The sequence below is a fragment of the Kribbella sindirgiensis genome, assembly GCF_004331435.1.
GTDB classification, from domain to species: domain Bacteria; phylum Actinomycetota; class Actinomycetes; order Propionibacteriales; family Kribbellaceae; genus Kribbella; species Kribbella sindirgiensis.
Genome location: NZ_SJKA01000004.1, coordinates 132,972 through 152,848 on the forward strand (window position 1 = coordinate 132,972; position 19,877 = coordinate 152,848).

Here is a 19,877-nt window from a genome sequence, read left to right on the forward strand (position 1 = left end):
TGTCAGGTGCTGATCTTGAACTTCGGGGAGATCGCCAGTTCGGCCAGTTGGCGGGCGGTGAAGATCGGTTGGGTCAGCGGTGTCCGGCCCGCGCGGTCGCACTTCTTGGCTTGTGCGAGGAAGACGACGGTGCCGTCGTCGTACCGGTAGGCAGCCCACTGGTCGTAGCTGCCGTCGCCCTTGGTGGTCAGTACGCCGACCTTCTTGCCGCTGACGTCTGTGACCGTGCAGGTGCCGGTCCCACCCCAGAACCTCTTCGCCACCGTGCAGATGTCCGCGGCCGGTTTTCCGTCGGGCGTGACCGACTGCACCAGCAGCTGGCCGACCCGGTTGTCCTTCTGCACCGGGATGGTGGCCATGTACTCCCAGTAGTCCGGCTCGCCGTCGCTGGAGGCGTACTGGGTCTGCGGCCACCGCAACGAATGACCGTCGGAGTCCTTCAGGTTCGGCGTGCTGAAACCTGCCGGCACTGACGAGCTCAGGTCGTTCATCAGCGTCACGGACCGGTCCGCGCGCGGACCTGCGGACGCCGTACGGTCCACCTGGCCCTCCGGCCACGGGTCACCGGTCTTCCGGGTATTCGGCGCGGTCGTCGGCGCCACAGTGGAGACCGGCGGCGGCGTGGATGCCGACGGGAATGCCGACGGCGTGCCCGGGCTGCCAGCGACCATCTGGCCCACCGATCGGGGACCGGTGATGTTCGCGACCAGTGCGGGACCGGCCCCGACGCCGACCACCAGCACTCCGGCAGCGACCCCGGCCCATGCCGCCCGGCGCCGCTTGCGTGCGCGGCGCGCCCGGTCGAGAGTGTGCGCGGGATCCATCGACGGAGGTGGAGTGCTGCGCACGATCACGTCACGCAGGGCCTCGTTGAGATCCTCTTCCTTCATCGAACCTTCTCCTCTTCCAGCAGACCGCGCAGCGTCGCCAACCCGCGCGAGGCCTGGCTCTTGACATTTCCGGCCGAGCAGTCGAGGAGCGCAGCCGTCTGCTCGACGGACTGGTCCTCCCAGTACCGAAGGACCAGGACGGCGCGTTGCCTCGGGGGCACCTTGACGAGGGCCTCCAGCAACATGAGCCGTTCGTCGGCGAGGTCGGCCGCGGGCGCTGCCCGGTCGGCCGTCGGGATCTCGACCGATTCGTGCCGGAACCACCCCCGGCGCCGCTCGGACAGGAACGTCCGGATGAGTGTCTGCCTGGTGTAGTTGTCCATCGCCTCTTGCCGCTGGATCCGGCGCCACGCCAGGTAGAGCTTCGTGAAGGTCTGCTGCACCAGGTCTTCCGCACGATGCCAGTCGCCGCAGAGCAGGTACGCCGTGCCGCGCATGGCGTCGGAACGTGCCGCGAAGTACGCCTCGAACGCCGCGTCCCGATCACTCATCTGATCTCCCCTCTTCGATACCGGGTTAGACACGCCTCCGAGAGCGAAGTTGGTTGCATCCACACGAAGGGAATCGGGTATCAACCGGGCGGACGGCCCGGTCAGACCAGTGTGAGCACCTATCGGGCCAAGTATCTGATCGCCGCCGCAGCCCTTGCGGTCGCGACGCTGCTGTCCGGCGGAGTCACCGCCGCCGGCGTTTCGCAGGCGACCTGCACCGACGACTGGGCCCTCACGCCGTCGAACCCTGCTCCCAACGTCCGCGGCCAGTCATTGGCGACGGCAGCGACGACTCTGCAGGCCGCCGACTACAACTGCACGGTTGCGAACGTCAAAACCGCCGGTGTCGATGAACAAGCCGTCGTCGTCGCCGCGCAGCAGACACGCACCGAAAGCGACCCCGACGGGGGCATATCGCTGGTCGCTCTCTCGCTCGGCGTGGTGATGCCTGATCTCACCGGGAAGACGTTGCGCGTCGCCGAGGAGACCATGACGCAACTGGGCCTCTTGGTCCGTACGTCGCCTTCCGACGCAGCTGCCGACTGGACCGTCCGCCAGCAGCGGCCTGGCGCCGGCGGCTACGTGGTGTTCGGACGGGCGGTCACGCTGATCCTCGCCGAACCCGCCCAGCCGGATCTTGTGCCGGTACCGACTCTGATCGAGCACACCGAGACCGACGCCGCGGCGATGGTCAAGACGGCCGGGCTCGTCTACGCGCAACGGATCCTCAAGGACGGCAAGCGCCCCGGGCGTGTGGTGAGCCAGCAACCGCAGCCAGGTGAGCGGGTCGAACGCGGCACGAAGGTGACAGCCGACATCCGCCGGACGCCCGTGACAACACCAACGACAACACCAACGACACCAACGCCAGCACCGCCCGTCGTGGTCCGCACCGTGGTGCCGGACGTCGTCGGTCGTCTCGAATCCACCGCCCAGCAGGCGATCGGGGCCGCCCGGCTGAAGTTCCGGTCTCGGGTGGTCCGTCCCGGCAACGCTCCAGGGATCGTCCTGAACCAGAGTCCGCGGGCCGGCACCGAGGCCGACGTCGGCACCGTCGTCACCGTCGACGTCACCCGCGCGCCGAAGCCGACGCTCGTACCGGTTCCCGACCTGCTCGACCGCAGCGAGGCCGAGGCCCGCGGCGCGATCGAGGACGTCGAGCTGATCCTCGCGCTGATCCGTGGGAGTGATGCTTCGGGCGGCGAGCGTCACATCGTCAGCCAGCAGCCGCGCGCCGGGGAGCTCGTCCCAACCGGTACGACGGTCACGGTGAACCTCGCCGCCGACGAATCGACCTGGCCGTCGTGGCTGGTGCCACTGCTGCTCGTGACGGCCGCCGTGGCAGTCGGGGCGGCCGGCCGCTTCCAGCACCGACGTGGACCGAAACAGCCGATCGATCCGATGCCTCATGTTCGTGCGGAGGGGCGACTGCTTCCGGGGGCTCCGCGGATCCACGAGTCCGGCCCCGCACACCGAATCCGCGTCGACGCTCGCCTCGATCGCGGGCGCCAGTACCTGCAGGAGAAGACCGATGAACACCAGTAGCCACCGAGTCACCATCGCCTCGCACTTCGGCCAGACCGGCCGGCACACCTCCGTCGAGCTGAACGGACTGCTCGCCAGGAGCAACGTGCTCGAACTGGTGCCGCACCTCGGTTCGGCCCGCCGGCTCGTGTCTGCTCCGGTGGCCGATGCCCTCACAGCGACCTTCGATCACGACCTGGGTGATCCGATCCTGTGGGCCTGGCGGACGCACCGCGACCTCCAGAAGGCAGCGAGCGCGACCCTCGCGGGCACCGGGCCGCCCGAGTACGTCACGTTGGCCGAGCACGAGATCTCGTCCGTCCATCACCCGGAGGTGGACGTCATCGTCGACGGGCAGGCGCCGTACACGATCACCTTCGACCTCACGGTGCTCTTGACACTCGAAAGCGTTCTGCTGACCGTCCAGCGCGGCCTGCTGATCGGGCTGAGTCCGGGCGCTTGCTCCGTCGAGGTGTCCCTCGGTGCGCACGGCTTCGATTTCCGGCGCTCCGCGAGGTACGCGCTCCAGGAGCTGGTGACTCTGCACACCGGCCTGAGGCTGCTGCCCGCCTCGGCCTACGCAGAGCTACCGGTCTGACGCGGGATTGGCATGTATCTGCAGGCCCTCCGGCGCGGTCCGTTCAGTAGGACTCGGCATCGAGGGGGGCCGGAATGGAACAGGAAGTCTCACCGGTCGCCGCCCTGGTGGCCGCCGCGGCCGGTGGCGATCAGCAGGCGTGGAGCGAACTGGTGAGCAGATACGCACCGTTGCTCGTCTCCGTCATCCGGCAGTTCCGGCTGACGCAGAGCGAGACCGAGGACGTCGCGCAGACCGTCTGGCTGCGGCTCGTCGGCCACCTGGACAGCCTGCAGGAACCTCGGGCCATGCCGGGGTGGATCATCACGACCGCCCGCCGCGAGGCGCTCCGGTACCTGTCGTCCGGCCGTCGGCTGCGCCCCGACGACCCGCTGGATCCCGCGTTCCAGGCGATCGCGGCGGACCTCGAGGAACCCGAGGAAGGTCTGTTCCGGGCCGAGCGGCACGAGGCGCTGCTGGCCGGGCTGGCTGAACTGCCGCACCGGCAGCGCGACCTGCTGTTGCTGCTGCTCGAGGATCCGCGGCCGTCGTACGCCGAGATCACCGAGCGCACCGGCATACCGGCGGGCAGCATCGGCCCCACCCGCTCACGCGCGCTCGAACGGCTCCGCAGGTCTCCGCGGGTCCGGGCGTACGTCGAATCCTCAGAGCGATCAGAGCGATCCGAGCCGTCAGGAGGTGCTCACCATGACGCGGCGACGTTGGGATGACGACGATCGCCTCTTCGAGGATCTCGCCGAAGCTGTCCGTGCCACGCGACCGTTGGCAGAGGCGATCGCCGCGCAGGCCGAGGGCGTGCTGTCCTGGCGGACGATCGACGAGGACCTCCTGCAGGCGAGTCTGACCTTCGACTCCTCGCTCGATGCGCTGGCCGGGACCCGGGCCGAACCCGGGCAGACGCGCTTGCTGGTGTTCACCTCCACTCCGCTGTCGATGGAGCTGGAGGTGAACCAGGACGAAGTGGTCGGCCAGATCCTCCCGCCCGGCCCCGGCGAGATCCACGTCGAGAACCCGGACGGCACGGAGTACACCGTCAGCGCCGACGAATCCGGCTTCTTCCAACTGCCGTTGCTGCCTGCGGACGCGGTCCGGTTGCGCTGCGACACACCGACCGGCCGGGTAGTCACCGACTGGGTCCGGCTATGAATCAAGCCCCAGATCAGGCTCCGAGCGCGATGAAGGACTGTCCGGCTGTGCGCGCCGGCCGGTCGTCTCCGGCCGACACCCGTGCCTGGGCGAGTGCTTCGGCCAGATCGTCACCGGCCCGCAGCCTGTCGTGCAGGCCGAGCATCAGCGGCACCGTCGCCGGGTCGTTCACCGGTACGACGCTGGCCACCACGCCGGACGACCCGAGTGCCACCAGCGCACTGACCAGGCCCAGCAGCTCGTCCGCGCCACTGGGACCGCCGAGCGCGGAGCTGCAACTCGACAGCACGACTCGGTGCGGCGCGCGGTCCAGCCGTTCGAGGTCGTACACCGTGAGCGGCCCATCATCCACCTGCAGCGAGGAGAACAGCGGACTGTCCGCGCGGAACGTTCCGTGGGCCGCGACATGCACCAGCGAAGCCCCGTCCATCGCTTCCAGTACTGCCTCCGCCGTCGCACCGCCCTCGGTGAGCACCACCGCGTCCGGGTACAGCTCGGAGAGTCGACGTACCTCCTCCGGTCCGGTCGACAGCTGCGGACCGCCGATCAGCACGACCCGCTCGGTCGCCGGCGGTACGGCGCTCCGGGCGCGCAACCATGCTGCCGCCGACGGGGCCACTGAGGTCGGCCGATGCCGCAACGACGGCAGCAGACTCCACGGGACCGCATGCAGCCGGCCGGTCGGTACGACGACCACCGGGCCGTCGGCCAGGTGCTTGGCGACGTCGCCCAGGAGTGCCGTCTCCAGGCGGGCTCCGATGGCGTCCAGGTCGAGCCGGTCCTCACCACGTCCGGTCGCCTCACGTCGCAGCGCGAACAGCGCGTGCGACAGCCGCCGCGTCGCCTCCTGGGTCGGGCCGATCGACGCGAGATGGACCCGGCCGCGCGCCGCCGTGATCGCGTACAACTGGTCGTCGACGTCGGTGAGCTCGATCAGGCTGCGGTCTCCGAGATGAGCCAGCAGGTCGGCACTGCGGAACTGGTCGGGCCGGTCGCCGATGGTGCCGGGTGTCACCAGAACTCTGCGGCGTACGGCGGCTTCCAGGCGCCGGCGTTCGCGATGCAGCGGGGCAGGGCCGAGTCGTTGGTCGTAGCTGGTCTCCAGCCGGTAGGTCAGGCTGCGCAGCGCCGTGAGGTCCGCGACCAGGCCGTCGTCCTCCTGCGGCCGGACCGGCGGGATCGCGAGCACTGTGGAGCGCCAGCGTTCGCTCCACTCGAGGACTTGGCGGGCGTTGCCGCGCTGGACTGCGTACCGGAGCGCGATGGCGGCGAGTTCGGCGCCCTGAGCGGTGGCGAGGACCCGGAGTTCCGTGGCGCCGAGGGTGTGCATGTAGACCTCGATGAGGCTCAGGCCCTGTCGGCAGGCAGCCAGCATCGCGCGCGCCCGGCCGTCACTGTGATGGAGCGTGGCCTGGGCGAGCCAGCCGGCGCCGCGCGCTCGCAAGCCGCGGTTCCGGGCAGCCGCCGCAATGCTCAGGTGGCGTCGGGCCTCGGCGGACTCGGAACGGGCGAGAGCGAGCCTGCCCGTCAGCAGATGCGCCTCGGTCGCGAGGTCCGCGTCGAGTCCGTCGAGTTCGGTGCTGAGTCGTTGGCCGGCGTGCAGCAATCGCGGCGTACGTTCACCAGCCGCGTAGCGCGACTGCAGCAAGACGAGCTCAGCACGCGCCGCCCACCACGGACGCTGCTGGCGGCGGAACAGCTTCATGGCGGCACGACTGCGACTCTCGGCCAGTTCCAGAGCACCGGCGGCGTGGGCTGCGAGTCCGGCGCAGTACAGCAACTCCGCGCGTCGTGCGGTCGAGCCGCGCTGGTGCTCGAATCGCTCCAGCGCACTGTTGATCTCGGTGAGTGCGTCACGGGTCAGGCCGGCCGCCAGCAGCACCACGCACTTGTTGGCGAACAGGTCCGGCTCCAGGACCCCGAGCTCGTCGACCACCCGTTGCGCGTCGTCGAGGTACAGCAACGCCGTCGGCAGGTCACCGCGCGCGAACGCCGCGGCACCACGCGCCTGCCGGGTATCGGCGTACTCGACCTGTTGACCGCACTTCGCGAACAGCTCCTCGCTCCGCGCGTAGTCGACGTCGGCGCGCTCGATCGCGCCCATCGCGAGCAGCACCATCGCCCGGTGGGTCAGCGCCCGCGCCTCCCACATCAGGTCACCGGTGCCGGTCAGCAGCTCGACCGCCTGTTCGGCGTCGGCCAGCGCTTCGGCGTACCTGCCGAGCAGCGCTCCGCGCACCCAGATCCGGCGGATGAGGATACGGCCGGCGAGCACCCCGGTCCGGCCGGGGACGATCGAGTCGAGCACGGACAGGCCGCGTCGGGTCTGCCCGGCCATCACCAGCGCCACGCCGAGACTCGCCAGGATGTCCGCCTCGCCGTCGGGATCCGCGGCCTTGCGCGCATGCCGGTACGCCGCCTTGAGTTCGGTCACCGCCTCGTCGATGTCACCGAAGTCGCGATGGACGACTCCCGCCGCTTTGTGGGCGGCCGCGGCGTCGGCGTCGGACGGGGAGTTCGCGAGGACCTGGCGGGCGATCTTCAGGGCGTCGGCAGGCCGCGACAGTGCGAGCGCATGCAACTCGTCGGCATCCACAACCCTGCCCCCTCCCCTGTTCCGATCCTAATACGCCGTACCACCTTGTTTTTGGAAGGTTTCTGACCAACTAGGGGGACGAAATGCCAGCAGACCAACGCCTCAGAGACGCACTGCGCCTGATCCTGGAGGACGAGGGAGAACGAGGGCCGGAGCAATGGCACGGCACGACGGCCGTGTATCCGGACAACTGGGAAGAAGTGGGGTACGTCGACTACTTCTACCGCCGGGACACGATCCTCGTCCGCGCGGACGACGCGGAGCTGGTCTACAACACGCTCCGGGACGACGCCACACCGGAGGAGGCACGCAGCCCGATCATTCCCGAACCCGTCGCCATCGACGTACTGCCGGTGATCGACGGCGTCACCGCCCTCGTCTGGCGCTACGGCCGGGACTTCCGCCGGGTGAGCGAGGGACGGCCCGGGATGCTCGGCGGCTCCGAGTTCGGCGGCGAGTACGACGGGCGGTACAAGGACGACGATCCGCTGTCGGTGCCGAACGTTCTGGCCGAGCTGGATCGGCGGGTCGGCCCCAACAAGGGATCACCGGACCACGGGCTCGCGTACTGCGGTAACGGGCACCCCTGCCCCGCCACCGAGCCGGACTGCGTACCAGGCAACGCGGCGAGCCCGGAACCGCCGGTGAGCACCGGGATCTGTTGCGGAACGCGCGGATGGGACGGTCGTGACGTGTTCGTCGGTGTCGTCGACGGCGGCCTGGTCGACGGTGTGCAGGTGTGGCCGTGGATGGCGGGGGTCACCGGCGAGACCGAGGACCCGTTCGTGGCTGGCACTGGACGCATCAAGCCGTACGCGTGCCACGGGACGTTCGTCGCCGGGTGTGTGCGCGTCGTCGCGCCGAAGGCGATGGTTCACGTCAAGAAGGCGGAGTACATCGACAACCGGCCGCACGCCGGGATGGCGTACGAGCACGAGATCATCCAGAAGATGAACGAGTTGATGGACTGCGGCGCGGAGGTGATCGTCTGCGAGTTCGACGGTTTCACGCGCTTCCATCGGCCGCTGCTCACCTTCAACACCTTCTACGACAGGCGTTTGCGGCACCTGAACGTCGTCATCGTCGCGCCGGCCGGCAACGACACGACGTACAAGCCGACCTTCCCCGCGGCGTACTCGTGGGTGGTCGGCGTCGGCGCGCTGTCCGCGGACGGCAACAGCCGCGCATGGTTCTCCAACTACGGCGGTTGGGTCGACGTCTACGCGCCGGGCGTGGATCTGGTGAACGCCTTCGCGGTCGGCGACTACGAGTGTTTCGAGGATCCCGTTCCGCACAAGGTTCTGCGTTTCGAAGGGCTGGCCAGCTGGAGCGGTACGTCGTTCTCCGCGCCTCTGGTCGCCGGGATGATCGCCGCACGGATGTCCGCGACCGGCGAGAACGCCCGCCTCGCCGCAGACTCCTTGCTGCGCCTGGCCCGCAGTCAGGCGGCCCCAGGCGTCGGCCCGGTCCTCCATCCGCACCAGGTCTGCGCGACGCCCCGCAAACCCTGCCACCCGGCGTGCGATTGCGGCTGCACTGCGCGCTAGGGTCCGGAAGCATGTTCAGTGTGCGAGGCACGACCGCTCATCTGGCGTGGTACCGGACCGATGAGGCGGAGGCCGAGGTCGCGTTCCTGCACGGCTTCTCGGACTCCGCGCAGTGCTGGGCGCCGGCGATCCGTGAGCTGCCCGGGATTCGGGCGCTCGCGATCGATGCCCGCGGGCACGGCGAGTCCGGGCTTCCGGACGAGCCGATCCGCTATGAAGCTCACCGCGACGATGCCGCGCTCGTGCTGTCGGGCCAGCCCCGTGACGGCGGCGTCGTCGTGGTCGGTCACTCGATGGGCGCGATGGCGGCCGCCCACCTGGCCGCGTCGCGCCCGGACCTGGTCCGTGCGGTCGTACTGGAAGACCCGCCGCCCGGATCGCCTGGCGACCGGCTCGACGTACCGTGGTCCGAGCCGGGCTGGCTCGCGGATCTCCGCGTACTCGATCTGCCGGCACGGATCGCGCGAGGCCGATCCAACGACCCCGGCTGGGCCGATGACGAACTCGAACCCTGGGCCGTGTCGAAGGCGCAGGTCAACCCGCGGCTGTTCGATCTGACGTTCCGCGACGCCGGCCCGTTGACCGGTCTGCTGGCCGACATCACGTGCCCGGTCCTGCTGATCCACGGCGACACCGACCGCGGCTCACTGATTTCCACCGAGTACGCCGAACGCTGCGCCGAAGCGGCCGCCGGTGAGTTCCGCGCGGCACAGATCGCCGGCGCCGGACACTCGGTACGCCGCGACAACCGCCCGGCGTACCTCGCGGAACTCACCGCATTCCTCGACCGATACCGCTAGTGGAGGGTGTAGCCGCCGTCGATCACCACCACCGAGCCGGTCATGAAACTCGAGGCCGGTGAGGCGAGAAAGACGACGGTCGGCGCGATCTCCTCCGGTACGGCGTAGCGCTGCATCGGAGCGTCGTCGATCCAGCGGGCCTTGAACTGGGGCTCGTCGACCGGCGCCATCTCGGTCTTCACGTAACCGGGCGCGACGGCGTTCACGCGAATGTTCAACGGTGCCCACTCCGCGGCCAGGGACTTGGTCAGCTGATGGACCGCGGCCTTGGACGCGTTGTACGCCGGCTGCCACTGGGGACGGTTCACGATGTGCGCGGAGATCGACCCGATGTTGACGATGGTGCCACCGCCGACGGTCGTGAAGTGCCGCGCCGCCTCCTGACTGAGCTTCCACAGACCGTCGACGTTCGTCGCGAAGACGCTGTCCCATTCGTCGTCGGGTACGTCGAGCGCCGGCCGGTGAACGCAAGCCCCGGCGTTGTTGACCAGGATGTCGAACCGCCCGGTCGCATCCAGCGCCGCCTGGATCGCAGCTCTGCCGGACTCCCGGTCGTTCACGTCGAGGCCGACGCCGACGACCGTCCGCCCGGTCTCCTCCGCCAGCGCTTCGGCCGCCCGCTGCGAAGCCACGGCATCACGAGCCCCGATCACCACATCGGCCCCGGCCTCGGCCAACCCAGCCGCAAACGCACGCCCGAGCCCGCGATACCCGCCGGTCACCAGAGCCGTCCGCCCACCCAGCGAGAACTTGTCGAGAACCCCCATCACACAACCGCTTCGATCATCATCCCGACATTCTCACTGACAGGCGCGTCGTGGCCGCACTCCTCAGCTGTACCGATTCAGTGCCCAGCAACTCAAGGGCGGTATCTCTGCGCGAGAAGAGCTGAACTGGATCAGTCAGGCGAGGTAAGGGATCCCCTTCGAGGTCCACTTGACGACACCGGTGTAGGCCTGCCGCTTGTTCGAGTCCTTCACGCCGTTGTGGTTCGCGTCGACGTAGGCATGGAACGCGATGCGCGTCGTACCGCCGACGTTGATGACAGTGGCGCCGCCCGGGCCGCAGAGGCGGTTGGACTTGGTGGTCATCAGGGTCTTGACGCGGGTGAACCGGCCGCCCCAGAAGGTATCCGCGGACCACACGTCGGTGTTGTAGGAGCAGTTGATGTAGTCGCCCCGGGAGGCGAACAGCCACACCTTGCCGCCGTGCGCGATCACCGACGGGCCCTCGATCTTGGTCGAGCTGACGATCTTGGCGATGCTCTTGCCGACCACGCGGGTCCCGGTCTGCGTGTCCATCTGGACCGCGCGGATCTGGAAGCCGGACGCGTTGCGGTAGTCGCTCTTGTAGATCAGGTACCGCTTGCCGTCCTTGGCCCGGTACGCCGCCGGGTCGATCGCCTCGTACCCGCGGGAGACCCACGGCGAGCAGACGACCGGCTTGGAACCCGGCGTGTAGTTCCCGGCCGGACGGCGCGAGGTCGCGACGCCGATGCAGTGCACGTGCCGGGACGCGGACTCGCCGGTGAAGTACATGACGTACAACGCGCCACGACTGTCCGAACTCTGAAAGACCTCGGGCGCCCAGAGCAGCGGCTTCCCGCGATCGACCCAAGCCGGGATCGCCGCCATCGACTTGTGCACCGCCGACCAACCACCGCTCGTCGTCCACCGCGTGCCGTATCCCGCACCGGTCCGGAACAAGTAGTACTTCGAACCAAGGTGCGCGAACCCCGGGTCGGCGAACTCCTCGGTCCCGACCCGCCGCACACTGCTCGGCGCCGCGGCAGCCTGCGCAGTCACCGCAGCATCAGCTCGCGCCGCACTCCCCGGATGCACAACAACCAGCCCCACAACAGCAACCACACCAGCAAGAACAGCCAGCACAACAGGTAACCGACGCACAAGAACCTCCACAAACCCTGGGCGGACGAGGTCCCCGCAACCTAACCCGCCCACCGGGCCAACCTGAGACCCTTGCAAGACGAGCCTGCTAGCTCGCGGTCGTGAGTTGTCTGAGGTTGACGGCGCCGTCAGTGACGAAGAGGCCGACGTGGCCCGCACCCAACTCGTGGCGGCGGAAGCTCAGGGCGACGCGGTTGTCGACGACTGCTTGACCGCTCGTGCCGTCGAGCAGGACCCGGACGGTGTGGGGGCCGGGTGGGAGTGGGCAAGGGCGTTCTAGTTCTACGGCGTGCGGTACGTCGCCGTCCACCTGCCACTGGGCCGGGCCGGTGCGGCCGCGGGGCCAGTGGTCCAGGACGAGGCGGTTGCGTTGGGGTTCGAGGCGTACGACGGTGGCGTCCTCGCCGTCCGCGCTGGCGTGTAGCAGCAAGCCGAACGACTGCGTGCCTGCCTCGACGTCGACGGTCAGCGTGATCAGGCAATGCTCGGGAACGGCGTCACCGATCCAAGCGGCGTACCGGTCGATCGCTCCCTGTCCTGGCTCGGCATCCGCGCCGCCCAGCGGTGACAGCTTGACATCCTGTACGTCGGAATACGCCGCCACAACCTCCGCGGGAAGACCGAACGCCAACGTCCCGTCGTCCTCCTGATGTGCTTCGAGTACGGCGAGGTCGCCTGCCCACTGCCACCGCCCGGCATCGGAATCCCCTTGTTTCGTAGGGATCCAGCCGATGAAGAACCGGCGCCCCTGGAACGACACCGACTTCGCCGCGTAGAACGCCCGCCCGTCGACGGTGTCCCGCCCAGGCGCCAACCACGGACCAGAAGGCCCCCGCGCGATCCGGTAGCGTGTCTGAAACGCGTCGGTGAACTCGGAGTACACCAAGTACCACCAGTCGCCCCACTGAAAGACATCCGGGCATTCCTGCGTGATGAACCGGTGCGGCTCCCACAAGGGCTCCGCGGGAGTCCACTGCTCCAGGTCGGTCGACGTCAAGCGCGCGACGACACCACACCGGCGATCGGGCGCGTCGACGTACCGCGCGGCCAGGACCATCTGCCACGGCTGATCGGCTGCGGTCCGGTACACGAACGGATCCCGCCAGTCCTGCGGCACAAATCCCGCAGGCGCGCCGAACGTGAGCGCAGGCTGCTTGGTCCACTGCGTCGGATCGCCGTCACTGACCGCGTGACAGACCACCTGGAACGAGCCGTCCCCATCGCCGAGCCGCGGATTGTGGCCGGTGTAGAACAGGTGCAGCCGAGACCCATCGGCAACCACACTGCCCGTGTAGCAGTCGAAATCAACCGCATCCCGATCCCCGGCCGGCAGTACGACGCCGTGGTCGGTGTACTGCACGAAGTCCGTGGTGGACACCAACGCCCACGGCATCCCGCTCGCTCCTGCGGTCGGGTCCTCGGGACGCTCGTCCAGCAAGTAGAACAGCCAGATCCGCCCGGCATGGCTGAACGGGATCACATCACCGACGAAGCCCGACGACGGGCGCCAGTGGATCATTTCGCAGCCGCCCGGGGCCGCGGCCGCCGGGGCGGCGGATCGCCGACCGACTCCCGCTCGATCAGCTCGCAGTCGACGATCACCCGCTCGGGCGCGTCGTCCGGACCGGCCAGCAGGAGTTCGCCGGCCCGTCGACCCAGCATCAGGTGCGGCAGCGCGGCGGTGGTCAGACCCGGCCGGACCTGATCCGCGACATCGGGCTGGTCGTCGAAACCGACGATGCTGACGTCTCGCGGGCACTCGAGTCCGAGTGCATGCAGGGCGAGCAGCGCACCGATCGCCATCCGGTCGTTCCCGCAGACCAAGGCGGTCGGGGCATGCTCGGTGATCACCTCGGTCGCCAGGTCGTACCCGTTCCCGATCTGGTAGGTGCCGTACCGATGCACGAGGTCGGCCGGACGCAGCCCCACCGCCCGCGCCGCGTCGTCGAATCCGCGCCGGCGCTCCTTGCAGGCGTAGTCGTTGCGCATGCCGCCGAGGAACGCGACATCGCGATGCCCGCGATCGAAGACGGACGCCGCCGCGGCGCGCCCACCGGCGTACTCGTCGGCCAGCAGGATCGTTTCCGCGGGCCCCTCCTCGGGCCAGCAGTTGACGAAGATCGTCCGGATCCCGTCCAGGCGCGGGCTGCGGTGCAGCGGCTGGGGCGCGAGCGACGCGTACACGATCGCGGCGACCCCTTGCCCGACCAGGCTGGCCACGGCGTCGTCACCCTGTCCCGGGTCGCCGGTGGTGTCGACGACCATGCACACGTAGCCCGCCGGCTGGACGACCTGTTGCAGGCCGAGCACGATCAGACCGGCGTACGGCTGGGAGACGATCCCGCTGGTCACGACGCCGACGGTGAACGACTTGTTCGACCGCAGCAGCTGGGCTGCCCGGTTCGGGACGAAGTCGAGCTCGGCCGCCGCCTGGAGCACGCGCCGCCTGGTCTCCTCGGCCACCGCGACGTCGCGACGGTCGTTGAGCACGAACGAGACGGTCGGCTGGGACACCCCCGCACGCCGCGCCACGTCGGTCATCGTGACCCGTTTCGGCCCACCGGCAGGCTTCCTCGGCATCCGTCCCCCTTCACACAGCGCGGCGTCTCGCCGACAACTAACTATCACAGATCGAGCCAATACGTATTGACCCCACTCTAAGCCGCTGCTACGGTCCCGAGTCAATACGTATTGGGTAGAAGGAGGAAACCCCATGACAGGTATTCATCCGCCCGGAGGCTCGCTGGCCCGCCGTACGCTGCTGAAGGCCGGAGCCGGTGGTCTCGGCCTGGCCGCCCTGGCCGATCTGGCCGCCTGCAGCAAGGACGGCGGCGGCTCGTCGAAGTCGCTGAAGATGCTGTACTTCGGCGAGCAGGCGCAGGCGACCCAGCTGCAGAACCGGTTGCAGCCGCAGATCGCCAAGCTCGACGCGACCATCAAGTTCGAGATCTCCGCGATCAACGGCACCGACTGGAACGACTTCCTGGCCAAGGTGCTGACCCAGATCGCCGCCGGGACCCCGCCGGACATCATCAGCGTCGCCACCGAAGGCCTGCAGCTGATGGCGTCGAAGGAACTGGCCATCCCGCTCGACGACTACGTCACCAAGGACCTGGACGCGCTGAAGGAGTACTTCGCCGACATCCACCCGGCCCTCGTCGAGTCGATGATGTACCAGGGTCACCTGTGGGAGCTCCCGGACAGCTTCAACGCCGGGAACATGTTCTACAGCACGGAGCTCTTCCAGCGCGCCGGCGTCGTACCGCCGAGCGAGAGCTGGACCCTCGACGACTTCGAGACCGCGGCCACCAAGATCGCCAAGTTCAAGGGCATCAACGCCTTCGGCTGGGTTGTCCGGCTGTGGGGCAGCTGGACGTCGTTCATGTACGCGAACAACGCCAACCTGCTCGAGGAGGGCAAGTACGACGGCGGCGACTGGCTGTGGAACAAGGCGTACGCCGGTGACGCTGCCGCCGCGGGCCGCAAGGGCGGCTGGAAATGGGGCGCACCGACCGCGAACTCCGACGCGACCGTGGAGGCGCTGAACTACATGATCGAGCTCACCAAGAAGGGCCTGTCGCCGTCACCCGACGTCGGCGGTGGCGGCACCCTGCAGGGCCTGTTCGCGTCGAACCGGATCGGGATGTCGATCGGCGGCGGGTTCTGGGCCGGCGGGCTGACGAACGCCGGGATGAAGAACGGCAGCTTCGACGTCACGATGTTCCCGAAGTGGAAGAGCCAGCGGCACCTGTTCGGCGCCGGCGGGTACGCGATCTTCAAGTCGTCGAAGAAGAAGGACCTGGCCTGGGAGGTCCTGAAACTGCTGGTGAAGCCGGAGACGTTCGACCTGGTCTTCCCGGGCAACGTGACCACGCCCGGCCGCAAGTCCCTGGTGACGGCCGCGCGGTACGCCAAGACCGGTCCGAAGCACTGGTCGGTCTTCTACGACACGCTGACCAAGCACCCGGACACGGCCCCGATCCCGGCCCCGCCGTACTACAACGCGCTCGCGACCGCGCTGAACCAGCGCACCACCCAGGCGATCTCGTCCGGGAACGCGAAGGCGGCCCTGGACGGGTTGCAGTCCGACCTCGAGAAGGCGGCAGGAGCGAGCTGATGTCCGCTGTCACCGCGGAGGTGCGAGAGGCCGTCGTGAAGAAGCGGCGCGGTCACCCGTCGTCGCACGGCGAGGCCCGTTTCGGGTTCGCGATGATCGGGCTGTCGGTGCTGTTCGTCGCGGTCTTCACCGCGATCCCGATCGTCGCCTCACTCGGGCTGTCGTTCTTCTCCTGGGACGTCATCTCGACACCGGAGTACGTCGGGCTGGAGAACTACCGGCGGCTGTTCACCGACGGGCCGGTGCTCAAGTCGTTCGGCGTCACGCTGGGGATGGCGCTCGCGATCGTCGTACTGCAGCTGACCATCGGGCTCGGGCTCGCCGTCCTGGTCAACCAGCGCAAGCTGGTCTGGGTACGGACGCTGTTCCGTACGGCGTTCTACCTGCCGCTGCTCGCGTCGACGGCGGCCGTGTCGATCTTCATGGGCTACCTGTTCGACTACAAGTTCGGGGTCGTGAACTACTACCTCGGCCTGCTCGGCATCCCGAACGTACCGTGGCTGACCAGCGGGTTCGGGGCGGCCGCGACGATCGTGCTGATCGCGGTGTGGCAGCAGATCGGGTTCACCTTCGTACTGTTCGTCGCCTCGCTGATGTCGGTCCCCACCGACGTCCTGGAAGCCGCGCAGATCGACGGCGCCGGCGGGTTGCGGACGCTGTTCCGGATCAAGATCCCGTTGATCAGCCCGACGATCCTGTTCGCCGCGGTGGTTGCCCTGATCAACGCGATGCAGCTGTTCGACCAGCCGTACATCATGACCAAGGGCGGCCCGGGATCGGCGACCACGACGGTGACGATCTCGATGTACCAGAAGGGCTTCCAGAACCTGCAGTTCGGGTACGGCTCGGCGATCGCGATCGTGCTGCTGGCGGCGATCCTGGTCATCACCGGGCTGCAGTTCCTCGCGGCCCGAAAGCTGGTGTTCTACCAATGACAGAATCCACCGGAACACTGGCCCGGATCGGCCGGATCACCGGCGTCGCGGTGCTGGTGATCGCCGCGATGATTGCCCTCGGCCCGTTGTTGTGGACCGTCACGACCTCGCTGCGGACACCGGCCGAGGCGTTCAGCAACCCGCCGCAGTGGTTCCCGTTGCACCCCGATTTCTCCAACTACAGCGCGGTCTTCGACCGGATCCCGATCGGCCGGTTCTTCGTCAACAGCGTCGTCGTCACCGGGCTGATCGTGGTCGGCCAGACCATCACCTGCACGTTGTCCGGGTACGCGTTCGCGATGATCAGCTTCCCGGGGCGCTCGGTGGTCTTCGGGATCTTCCTGGCCACCATGATGGTTCCGCTGCAGACGATCATCATCCCGGTGTTCGTGATCATCCGGTACTTCGGACTCTCCGACAGCCCGTTGTCGCTGGTGGTCTCGGCCCTCGGCAGCGCGTTCGGGACGTTCCTGATGCGCCAGTACTTCATGCAGATGCCTCGCGAACTGGGCGAGGCGGCGAGGATCGACGGCGCCAGTCACTTCCAGACCTTCCTGATGATCTACGCCAAGATGGCCGGTCCGGCGATCGCGACGCTCGCGATCCTGAACTTCTCCGGTTTCTGGGCGGAGTTCTACCGGCCGCTGATCTTCCTGCAGTCGCAGGACAACTTCACCCTCCCGCTCGGACTCGTCGGTCTGCAGGGGAACCTCGGCACCGGTTCGATCTCGGTCGTGCTGGCCGGCGTCGTCCTGGCGATCCTGCCGAGCGTCGTGCTGTTCATCTTCGCCCAGAGGTACTTCATCGCAGGCATCACGGCAGGAGCATCCCGGTGACCCAGGTCCAGGCCCATACCCACACGACCGCACACCTCCGCCCCGCGTTCCACGTCCGGCCGCCGCGCGGATACCTCAACGACCCGAACGGGCCGATCGAGGTGGGCGACGACATCCATCTGTACTTCCAATCGCGGCCCGTCCTGGACATGCACGTACCGGTCGAATGGGGGCACGCGACCTCGCCCGACTACGTGCGCTGGACGCTGCACCGGCCCGCGATGGCGCCACGGCCGGGCGGGCCGGACACCGACGGCTGCTGGTCCGGCAACACGGTCCTGGACGGCGGACGGGTCCGCGCGTTCTATTCGGGTCACATCGAGGGACGCCCGTACCAGTCGGTGCTGACCGCCGTGTCCGACGACGGCGGTACGTCGTTCGGGCCGCCCCACCAGGTGGTGCCGGATCCGTCCGACCCCGCGATCATGTTCCGCGATCCCTTTGTCTGGTGGGAGAACGGCACCTGGTGGATGGTCGTCGGTGCCGGGTACGCCGACCGCGGGGCGAGCATCCCGTCGTACCGCTCGACAGACCTCGAGAACTGGACGTACGCCGGTCCGCTCGCCGAACTGCCCCGCGGCGTCCTGGACGGCCACGACACCGGTGCCGCGTGGGAGTGCCCGCAGATGCTGACGATCGACGGCCGCCGGATCGCGGTGGTCGCGTCGTGGTCGCCGGAGGGTGGCCCTGCCGAAGTGCTGTCGTTCGACGTCGACGCCCCGGTGGTTCCGCGGCGCCTCGATCACGGGACCAACTTCTACGCGGCCTCCGCCTTGCGAGACAGCCGGTTCGGGCCGCTCCTGTTCGGCTGGCTGACCGAGGGGCGGGACCGTGCGGGCTGGACGGACGACTGGGCGGGAGTCATCTCGCTGCCCCGGGTCGTGTGGCTCGGTCCGGACTCGTCACTCCGCAGTGCACCCGTGCCTACGGTCGACACGCTCCGCGTCGGCACCGGCTCACCCGCCGACGGCGCATCGACCGGCGCCCAGTGCGAAATCGTCGTACCGGAAGGCTCCGGGAAGGTCGTCATCCACTTCAGCGAACAGGAACGTGTGGTGATCGAGCTGGACGCCGACACGCTGACGATCGACCGCAGTCAGGCCAGCCGCGACGACCACGCGCACGGCGGCCGCATGCAGGTCAGTGATGCCTTCGACTCCGCATCGGACCGCCCGGCCGCTCGCATCATCCTCGACGGCTCGATCCTGGAAGTCTTCACCAGCGCAGGCCGCGTCCTCAGCACCCGCATCTACCCGACCGCCCCACCCACCTGGCAGATCCAGGCCCCGCCGACCGCCCGCTACTGGCCGCTCGTCCGCTGACAAACGAAAGCTGGCCGAGGCACGGGGCCTCGGCCAGCTCGAATCGCTAGGTGCTTACTCGCCGACCAGCTGGAAGTAGTGCGACGTGAGCGACACGTGATCGACGCCGTTGAAGACGGCGGGAATCTTGCCGTACGACGTGACCGCGGTCGCGGTGCCGTTCGCGTGGCTCAGCGCGTACTGGTAGCCGGAGTCCGTGTCGTGGTCGACCGCGACGAGCAGCGTGCCGCCGCGGGTGCCGCAGCTCTGCGCGACCAGGGACTCGTACTGCCCGAAGCCCGAGGAACGGATCAGCTTCATCACCGGCTTGGCCCCGGCCGCGATCGGGATGTGCGCCGTCCAGAGCGCACCGGCGGCCGTTGTCATCAGCAACGTGTCGTACGTCGCGGACTCGCTGATCACCGTCATCGTCTTGAAGCCGCGGAAGCCCGGGATCGGGCCCAACGCCTTGAAGCCGGCGCCGACGATCTGGTACCGGTACAGGCTGTTGTTGGTGTTCAGGCCGTAGAGGTACGCGTGCCGCGGCGTCGCGACGCTGTAGTTCGACGTGGCGATCGACTTGAAGCTGCCCCAGCCCGACCCGACCCTCTTGAAGGTCGGCACCGGCGGCTTGGTCGAGTCGGCCGGCAGGTACGTCGTGTGCCGGTAGAGGCTCGTGCCCTGCACCAGCAGGCCGTAGTAGTAGAACTGGGTCTGCGAGGCGTTGGTCGCGAAGTACCAGGTCGCGTCCAGCCGGGTGCCGACGAACGGGAACGTCTCGAAGACGTCAGCCCGCGGCGGCGTCGACGGGGTCGCATCGATCTCTTGCATGGTGCCCGCGGCGGTCGGCACGCCCACAGCGCTCAGGCATGGGCCTGCGGCCTTTGCCGACAGCGCTCCCCCGGACTGCTTCGACAGGTACGGCTTCGGGTCGGCCTGGCCGGAAGCGGCCGCCGGGGTCGAAGCCACCGCGGCGCCGAGCAGGCCGACCGAGGCCAACGCGAGCGCACAACGCTGTAATTTCATAGGAGTTCCCCCTCCAAGATTGTCTCGTAGACCTCGAGATCGGCTGACTATAGCTGAGCCCGCAGACATCTGACGAGATCCTTGCCCTTTCGGGCAGCAAACCTTTACCGCACTGGGGACCTGCGGCGGGGACTGTGAACAGGTAGTTGCTTGTGGCCAGTCT

At 68.5% G+C, this 19,877-nt stretch carries 18 protein-coding genes; 10 read left to right on the plus strand and 8 right to left on the minus strand.

What is annotated here, in order from left to right; all coding sequences use genetic code 11:
• Window positions 1-2 precede the first annotated feature (2 nt).
• Complete coding sequence (locus E0H50_RS12465; protein ID WP_131287315.1) at window positions 3-890, minus strand: hypothetical protein; 888 nt, start codon at window positions 888-890, stop codon at window positions 3-5.
• On the minus strand, window positions 887-1,381 hold the full coding sequence (locus E0H50_RS12470; protein WP_131287317.1) for a SigE family RNA polymerase sigma factor: 495 nt from the start codon (window positions 1,379-1,381) through the stop codon (window positions 887-889). The genes E0H50_RS12465 and E0H50_RS12470 overlap by 4 nt, the downstream gene beginning before the upstream one ends.
• 111 nt (window positions 1,382-1,492) lie before the next feature.
• On the opposite strand from E0H50_RS12470, the gene E0H50_RS12475 reads away from it, so the two are divergent.
• The 4 genes from E0H50_RS12475 (at window position 1,493) to E0H50_RS12490 (ending at window position 4,649) form a co-directional block, all read left to right on the plus strand.
• Window positions 1,493-2,926 (plus strand): PASTA domain-containing protein, encoded by a 1,434-nt coding sequence (locus E0H50_RS12475; protein ID WP_165547083.1) that lies wholly within the window; start codon window positions 1,493-1,495, stop codon window positions 2,924-2,926.
• Window positions 2,913-3,503 (plus strand): hypothetical protein, encoded by a 591-nt coding sequence (locus E0H50_RS12480; RefSeq protein ID WP_131287321.1) that lies wholly within the window; start codon window positions 2,913-2,915, stop codon window positions 3,501-3,503. The genes E0H50_RS12475 and E0H50_RS12480 overlap by 14 nt, the downstream gene beginning before the upstream one ends.
• Window positions 3,504-3,577: 74 nt before the next feature.
• A complete protein-coding gene (locus E0H50_RS12485; protein ID WP_131287323.1) occupies window positions 3,578-4,213 on the plus strand; it encodes an RNA polymerase sigma factor in 636 nt (211 codons plus the stop codon).
• The gene (locus E0H50_RS12490) at window positions 4,191-4,649 is read left to right on the plus strand and encodes a hypothetical protein (protein WP_131287325.1); all 459 of its coding nucleotides are present in this window, start codon (window positions 4,191-4,193) and stop codon (window positions 4,647-4,649) included. Before E0H50_RS12485 ends, E0H50_RS12490 begins: the two co-directional genes overlap by 23 nt.
• Before the next feature lie 13 nt (window positions 4,650-4,662).
• Here the strand turns inward: E0H50_RS12490 and E0H50_RS12495 are convergent, their stop codons facing one another.
• Window positions 4,663-7,245, minus strand: coding sequence for a CHAT domain-containing protein (locus E0H50_RS12495; protein ID WP_131287327.1), 2,583 nt, complete (start codon window positions 7,243-7,245; stop codon window positions 4,663-4,665).
• An 83-nt stretch (window positions 7,246-7,328) separates the two neighbouring features.
• Here E0H50_RS12495 and E0H50_RS12500 point away from each other — a divergent pair, with 83 nt between their 5' ends.
• Both E0H50_RS12500 and E0H50_RS12505 read left to right on the plus strand, forming a co-directional pair.
• A complete protein-coding gene (locus E0H50_RS12500) occupies window positions 7,329-8,792 on the plus strand; it encodes a S8 family peptidase (RefSeq protein WP_131287329.1) in 1,464 nt (487 codons plus the stop codon).
• An 11-nt stretch (window positions 8,793-8,803) separates the two neighbouring features.
• Window positions 8,804-9,592: an alpha/beta fold hydrolase gene (locus E0H50_RS12505; protein ID WP_131287331.1), complete on the plus strand. Its 789-nt coding sequence runs from the start codon at window positions 8,804-8,806 to the stop codon at window positions 9,590-9,592.
• On the opposite strand, the gene E0H50_RS12510 is transcribed toward E0H50_RS12505, so the two are convergent.
• The 4 genes from E0H50_RS12510 to E0H50_RS12525 all read right to left on the minus strand — a co-directional run bounded on the left by E0H50_RS12510 (window position 9,589) and on the right by E0H50_RS12525 (window position 14,079).
• On the minus strand, window positions 9,589-10,359 hold the full coding sequence (locus tag E0H50_RS12510) for an SDR family NAD(P)-dependent oxidoreductase (protein WP_131287333.1): 771 nt from the start codon (window positions 10,357-10,359) through the stop codon (window positions 9,589-9,591). The two genes, E0H50_RS12505 and E0H50_RS12510, sit on opposite strands and share 4 nt — an antisense overlap.
• A 135-nt stretch (window positions 10,360-10,494) precedes the next feature.
• Entirely contained in the window at window positions 10,495-11,397 is a 903-nt protein-coding gene (locus tag E0H50_RS12515; protein ID WP_165547084.1) for a family 43 glycosylhydrolase, read from the minus strand.
• Between the two features lie 190 nt (window positions 11,398-11,587).
• Window positions 11,588-13,018 (minus strand): glycoside hydrolase family protein, encoded by a 1,431-nt coding sequence (locus tag E0H50_RS12520; protein WP_131287337.1) that lies wholly within the window; start codon window positions 13,016-13,018, stop codon window positions 11,588-11,590.
• Complete coding sequence (locus tag E0H50_RS12525) at window positions 13,015-14,079, minus strand: LacI family DNA-binding transcriptional regulator (protein WP_131287339.1); 1,065 nt, start codon at window positions 14,077-14,079, stop codon at window positions 13,015-13,017. Before E0H50_RS12525 ends, E0H50_RS12520 begins: the two co-directional genes overlap by 4 nt.
• A gap of 133 nt (window positions 14,080-14,212) precedes the next feature.
• On the opposite strand from E0H50_RS12525, the gene E0H50_RS12530 reads away from it, so the two are divergent.
• Genes E0H50_RS12530 through E0H50_RS42865 form a run of 4 tightly spaced genes read left to right on the plus strand, consistent with a single transcriptional unit; the run spans window position 14,213 to window position 18,709 of the window.
• Window positions 14,213-15,616 carry an ABC transporter substrate-binding protein gene (locus E0H50_RS12530; RefSeq protein ID WP_131287341.1) on the plus strand — a complete coding sequence of 468 codons (1,404 nt, stop codon included), beginning with the start codon at window positions 14,213-14,215 and terminating at the stop codon, window positions 15,614-15,616.
• Window positions 15,616-16,551, plus strand: coding sequence for a carbohydrate ABC transporter permease (locus E0H50_RS12535; protein WP_238150924.1), 936 nt, complete (start codon window positions 15,616-15,618; stop codon window positions 16,549-16,551). The genes E0H50_RS12530 and E0H50_RS12535 overlap by 1 nt, the downstream gene beginning before the upstream one ends.
• A complete protein-coding gene (locus E0H50_RS12540) occupies window positions 16,548-17,387 on the plus strand; it encodes a carbohydrate ABC transporter permease (protein WP_131287342.1) in 840 nt (279 codons plus the stop codon). The genes E0H50_RS12535 and E0H50_RS12540 overlap by 4 nt, the downstream gene beginning before the upstream one ends.
• Window positions 17,384-18,709 (plus strand): glycoside hydrolase family 32 protein, encoded by a 1,326-nt coding sequence (locus E0H50_RS42865; protein ID WP_165547085.1) that lies wholly within the window; start codon window positions 17,384-17,386, stop codon window positions 18,707-18,709. The genes E0H50_RS12540 and E0H50_RS42865 overlap by 4 nt, the downstream gene beginning before the upstream one ends.
• 54 nt (window positions 18,710-18,763) lie before the next feature.
• On the opposite strand, the gene E0H50_RS12555 is transcribed toward E0H50_RS42865, so the two are convergent.
• Window positions 18,764-19,714 (minus strand): hypothetical protein, encoded by a 951-nt coding sequence (locus tag E0H50_RS12555; protein WP_131287346.1) that lies wholly within the window; start codon window positions 19,712-19,714, stop codon window positions 18,764-18,766.
• Between the last annotated feature and the right edge of the window lie 163 nt (window positions 19,715-19,877).

Coding starts and splice junctions, on each gene's coding strand:
- E0H50_RS12465 (WP_131287315.1), bottom strand. CDS start 890: ATGAAGGAAGAGGATCTCAACGAGGCCCTGCGTGACGTGATCGTGCGC.
- E0H50_RS12470 (WP_131287317.1), bottom strand. CDS start 1,381: ATGAGTGATCGGGACGCGGCGTTCGAGGCGTACTTCGCGGCACGTTCC.
- E0H50_RS12480 (WP_131287321.1), top strand. CDS start 2,913: ATGAACACCAGTAGCCACCGAGTCACCATCGCCTCGCACTTCGGCCAG.
- E0H50_RS12485 (WP_131287323.1), top strand. CDS start 3,578: ATGGAACAGGAAGTCTCACCGGTCGCCGCCCTGGTGGCCGCCGCGGCC.
- E0H50_RS12490 (WP_131287325.1), top strand. CDS start 4,191: ATGACGCGGCGACGTTGGGATGACGACGATCGCCTCTTCGAGGATCTC.
- E0H50_RS12500 (WP_131287329.1), top strand. CDS start 7,329: ATGCCAGCAGACCAACGCCTCAGAGACGCACTGCGCCTGATCCTGGAG.
- E0H50_RS12505 (WP_131287331.1), top strand. CDS start 8,804: ATGTTCAGTGTGCGAGGCACGACCGCTCATCTGGCGTGGTACCGGACC.
- E0H50_RS12510 (WP_131287333.1), bottom strand. CDS start 10,359: ATGGGGGTTCTCGACAAGTTCTCGCTGGGTGGGCGGACGGCTCTGGTG.
- E0H50_RS12520 (WP_131287337.1), bottom strand. CDS start 13,018: ATGATCCACTGGCGCCCGTCGTCGGGCTTCGTCGGTGATGTGATCCCG.
- E0H50_RS12525 (WP_131287339.1), bottom strand. CDS start 14,079: ATGCCGAGGAAGCCTGCCGGTGGGCCGAAACGGGTCACGATGACCGAC.
- E0H50_RS12530 (WP_131287341.1), top strand. CDS start 14,213: ATGACAGGTATTCATCCGCCCGGAGGCTCGCTGGCCCGCCGTACGCTG.
- E0H50_RS12535 (WP_238150924.1), top strand. CDS start 15,616: ATGTCCGCTGTCACCGCGGAGGTGCGAGAGGCCGTCGTGAAGAAGCGG.
- E0H50_RS12540 (WP_131287342.1), top strand. CDS start 16,548: ATGACAGAATCCACCGGAACACTGGCCCGGATCGGCCGGATCACCGGC.
- E0H50_RS12555 (WP_131287346.1), bottom strand. CDS start 19,714: ATGAAATTACAGCGTTGTGCGCTCGCGTTGGCCTCGGTCGGCCTGCTC.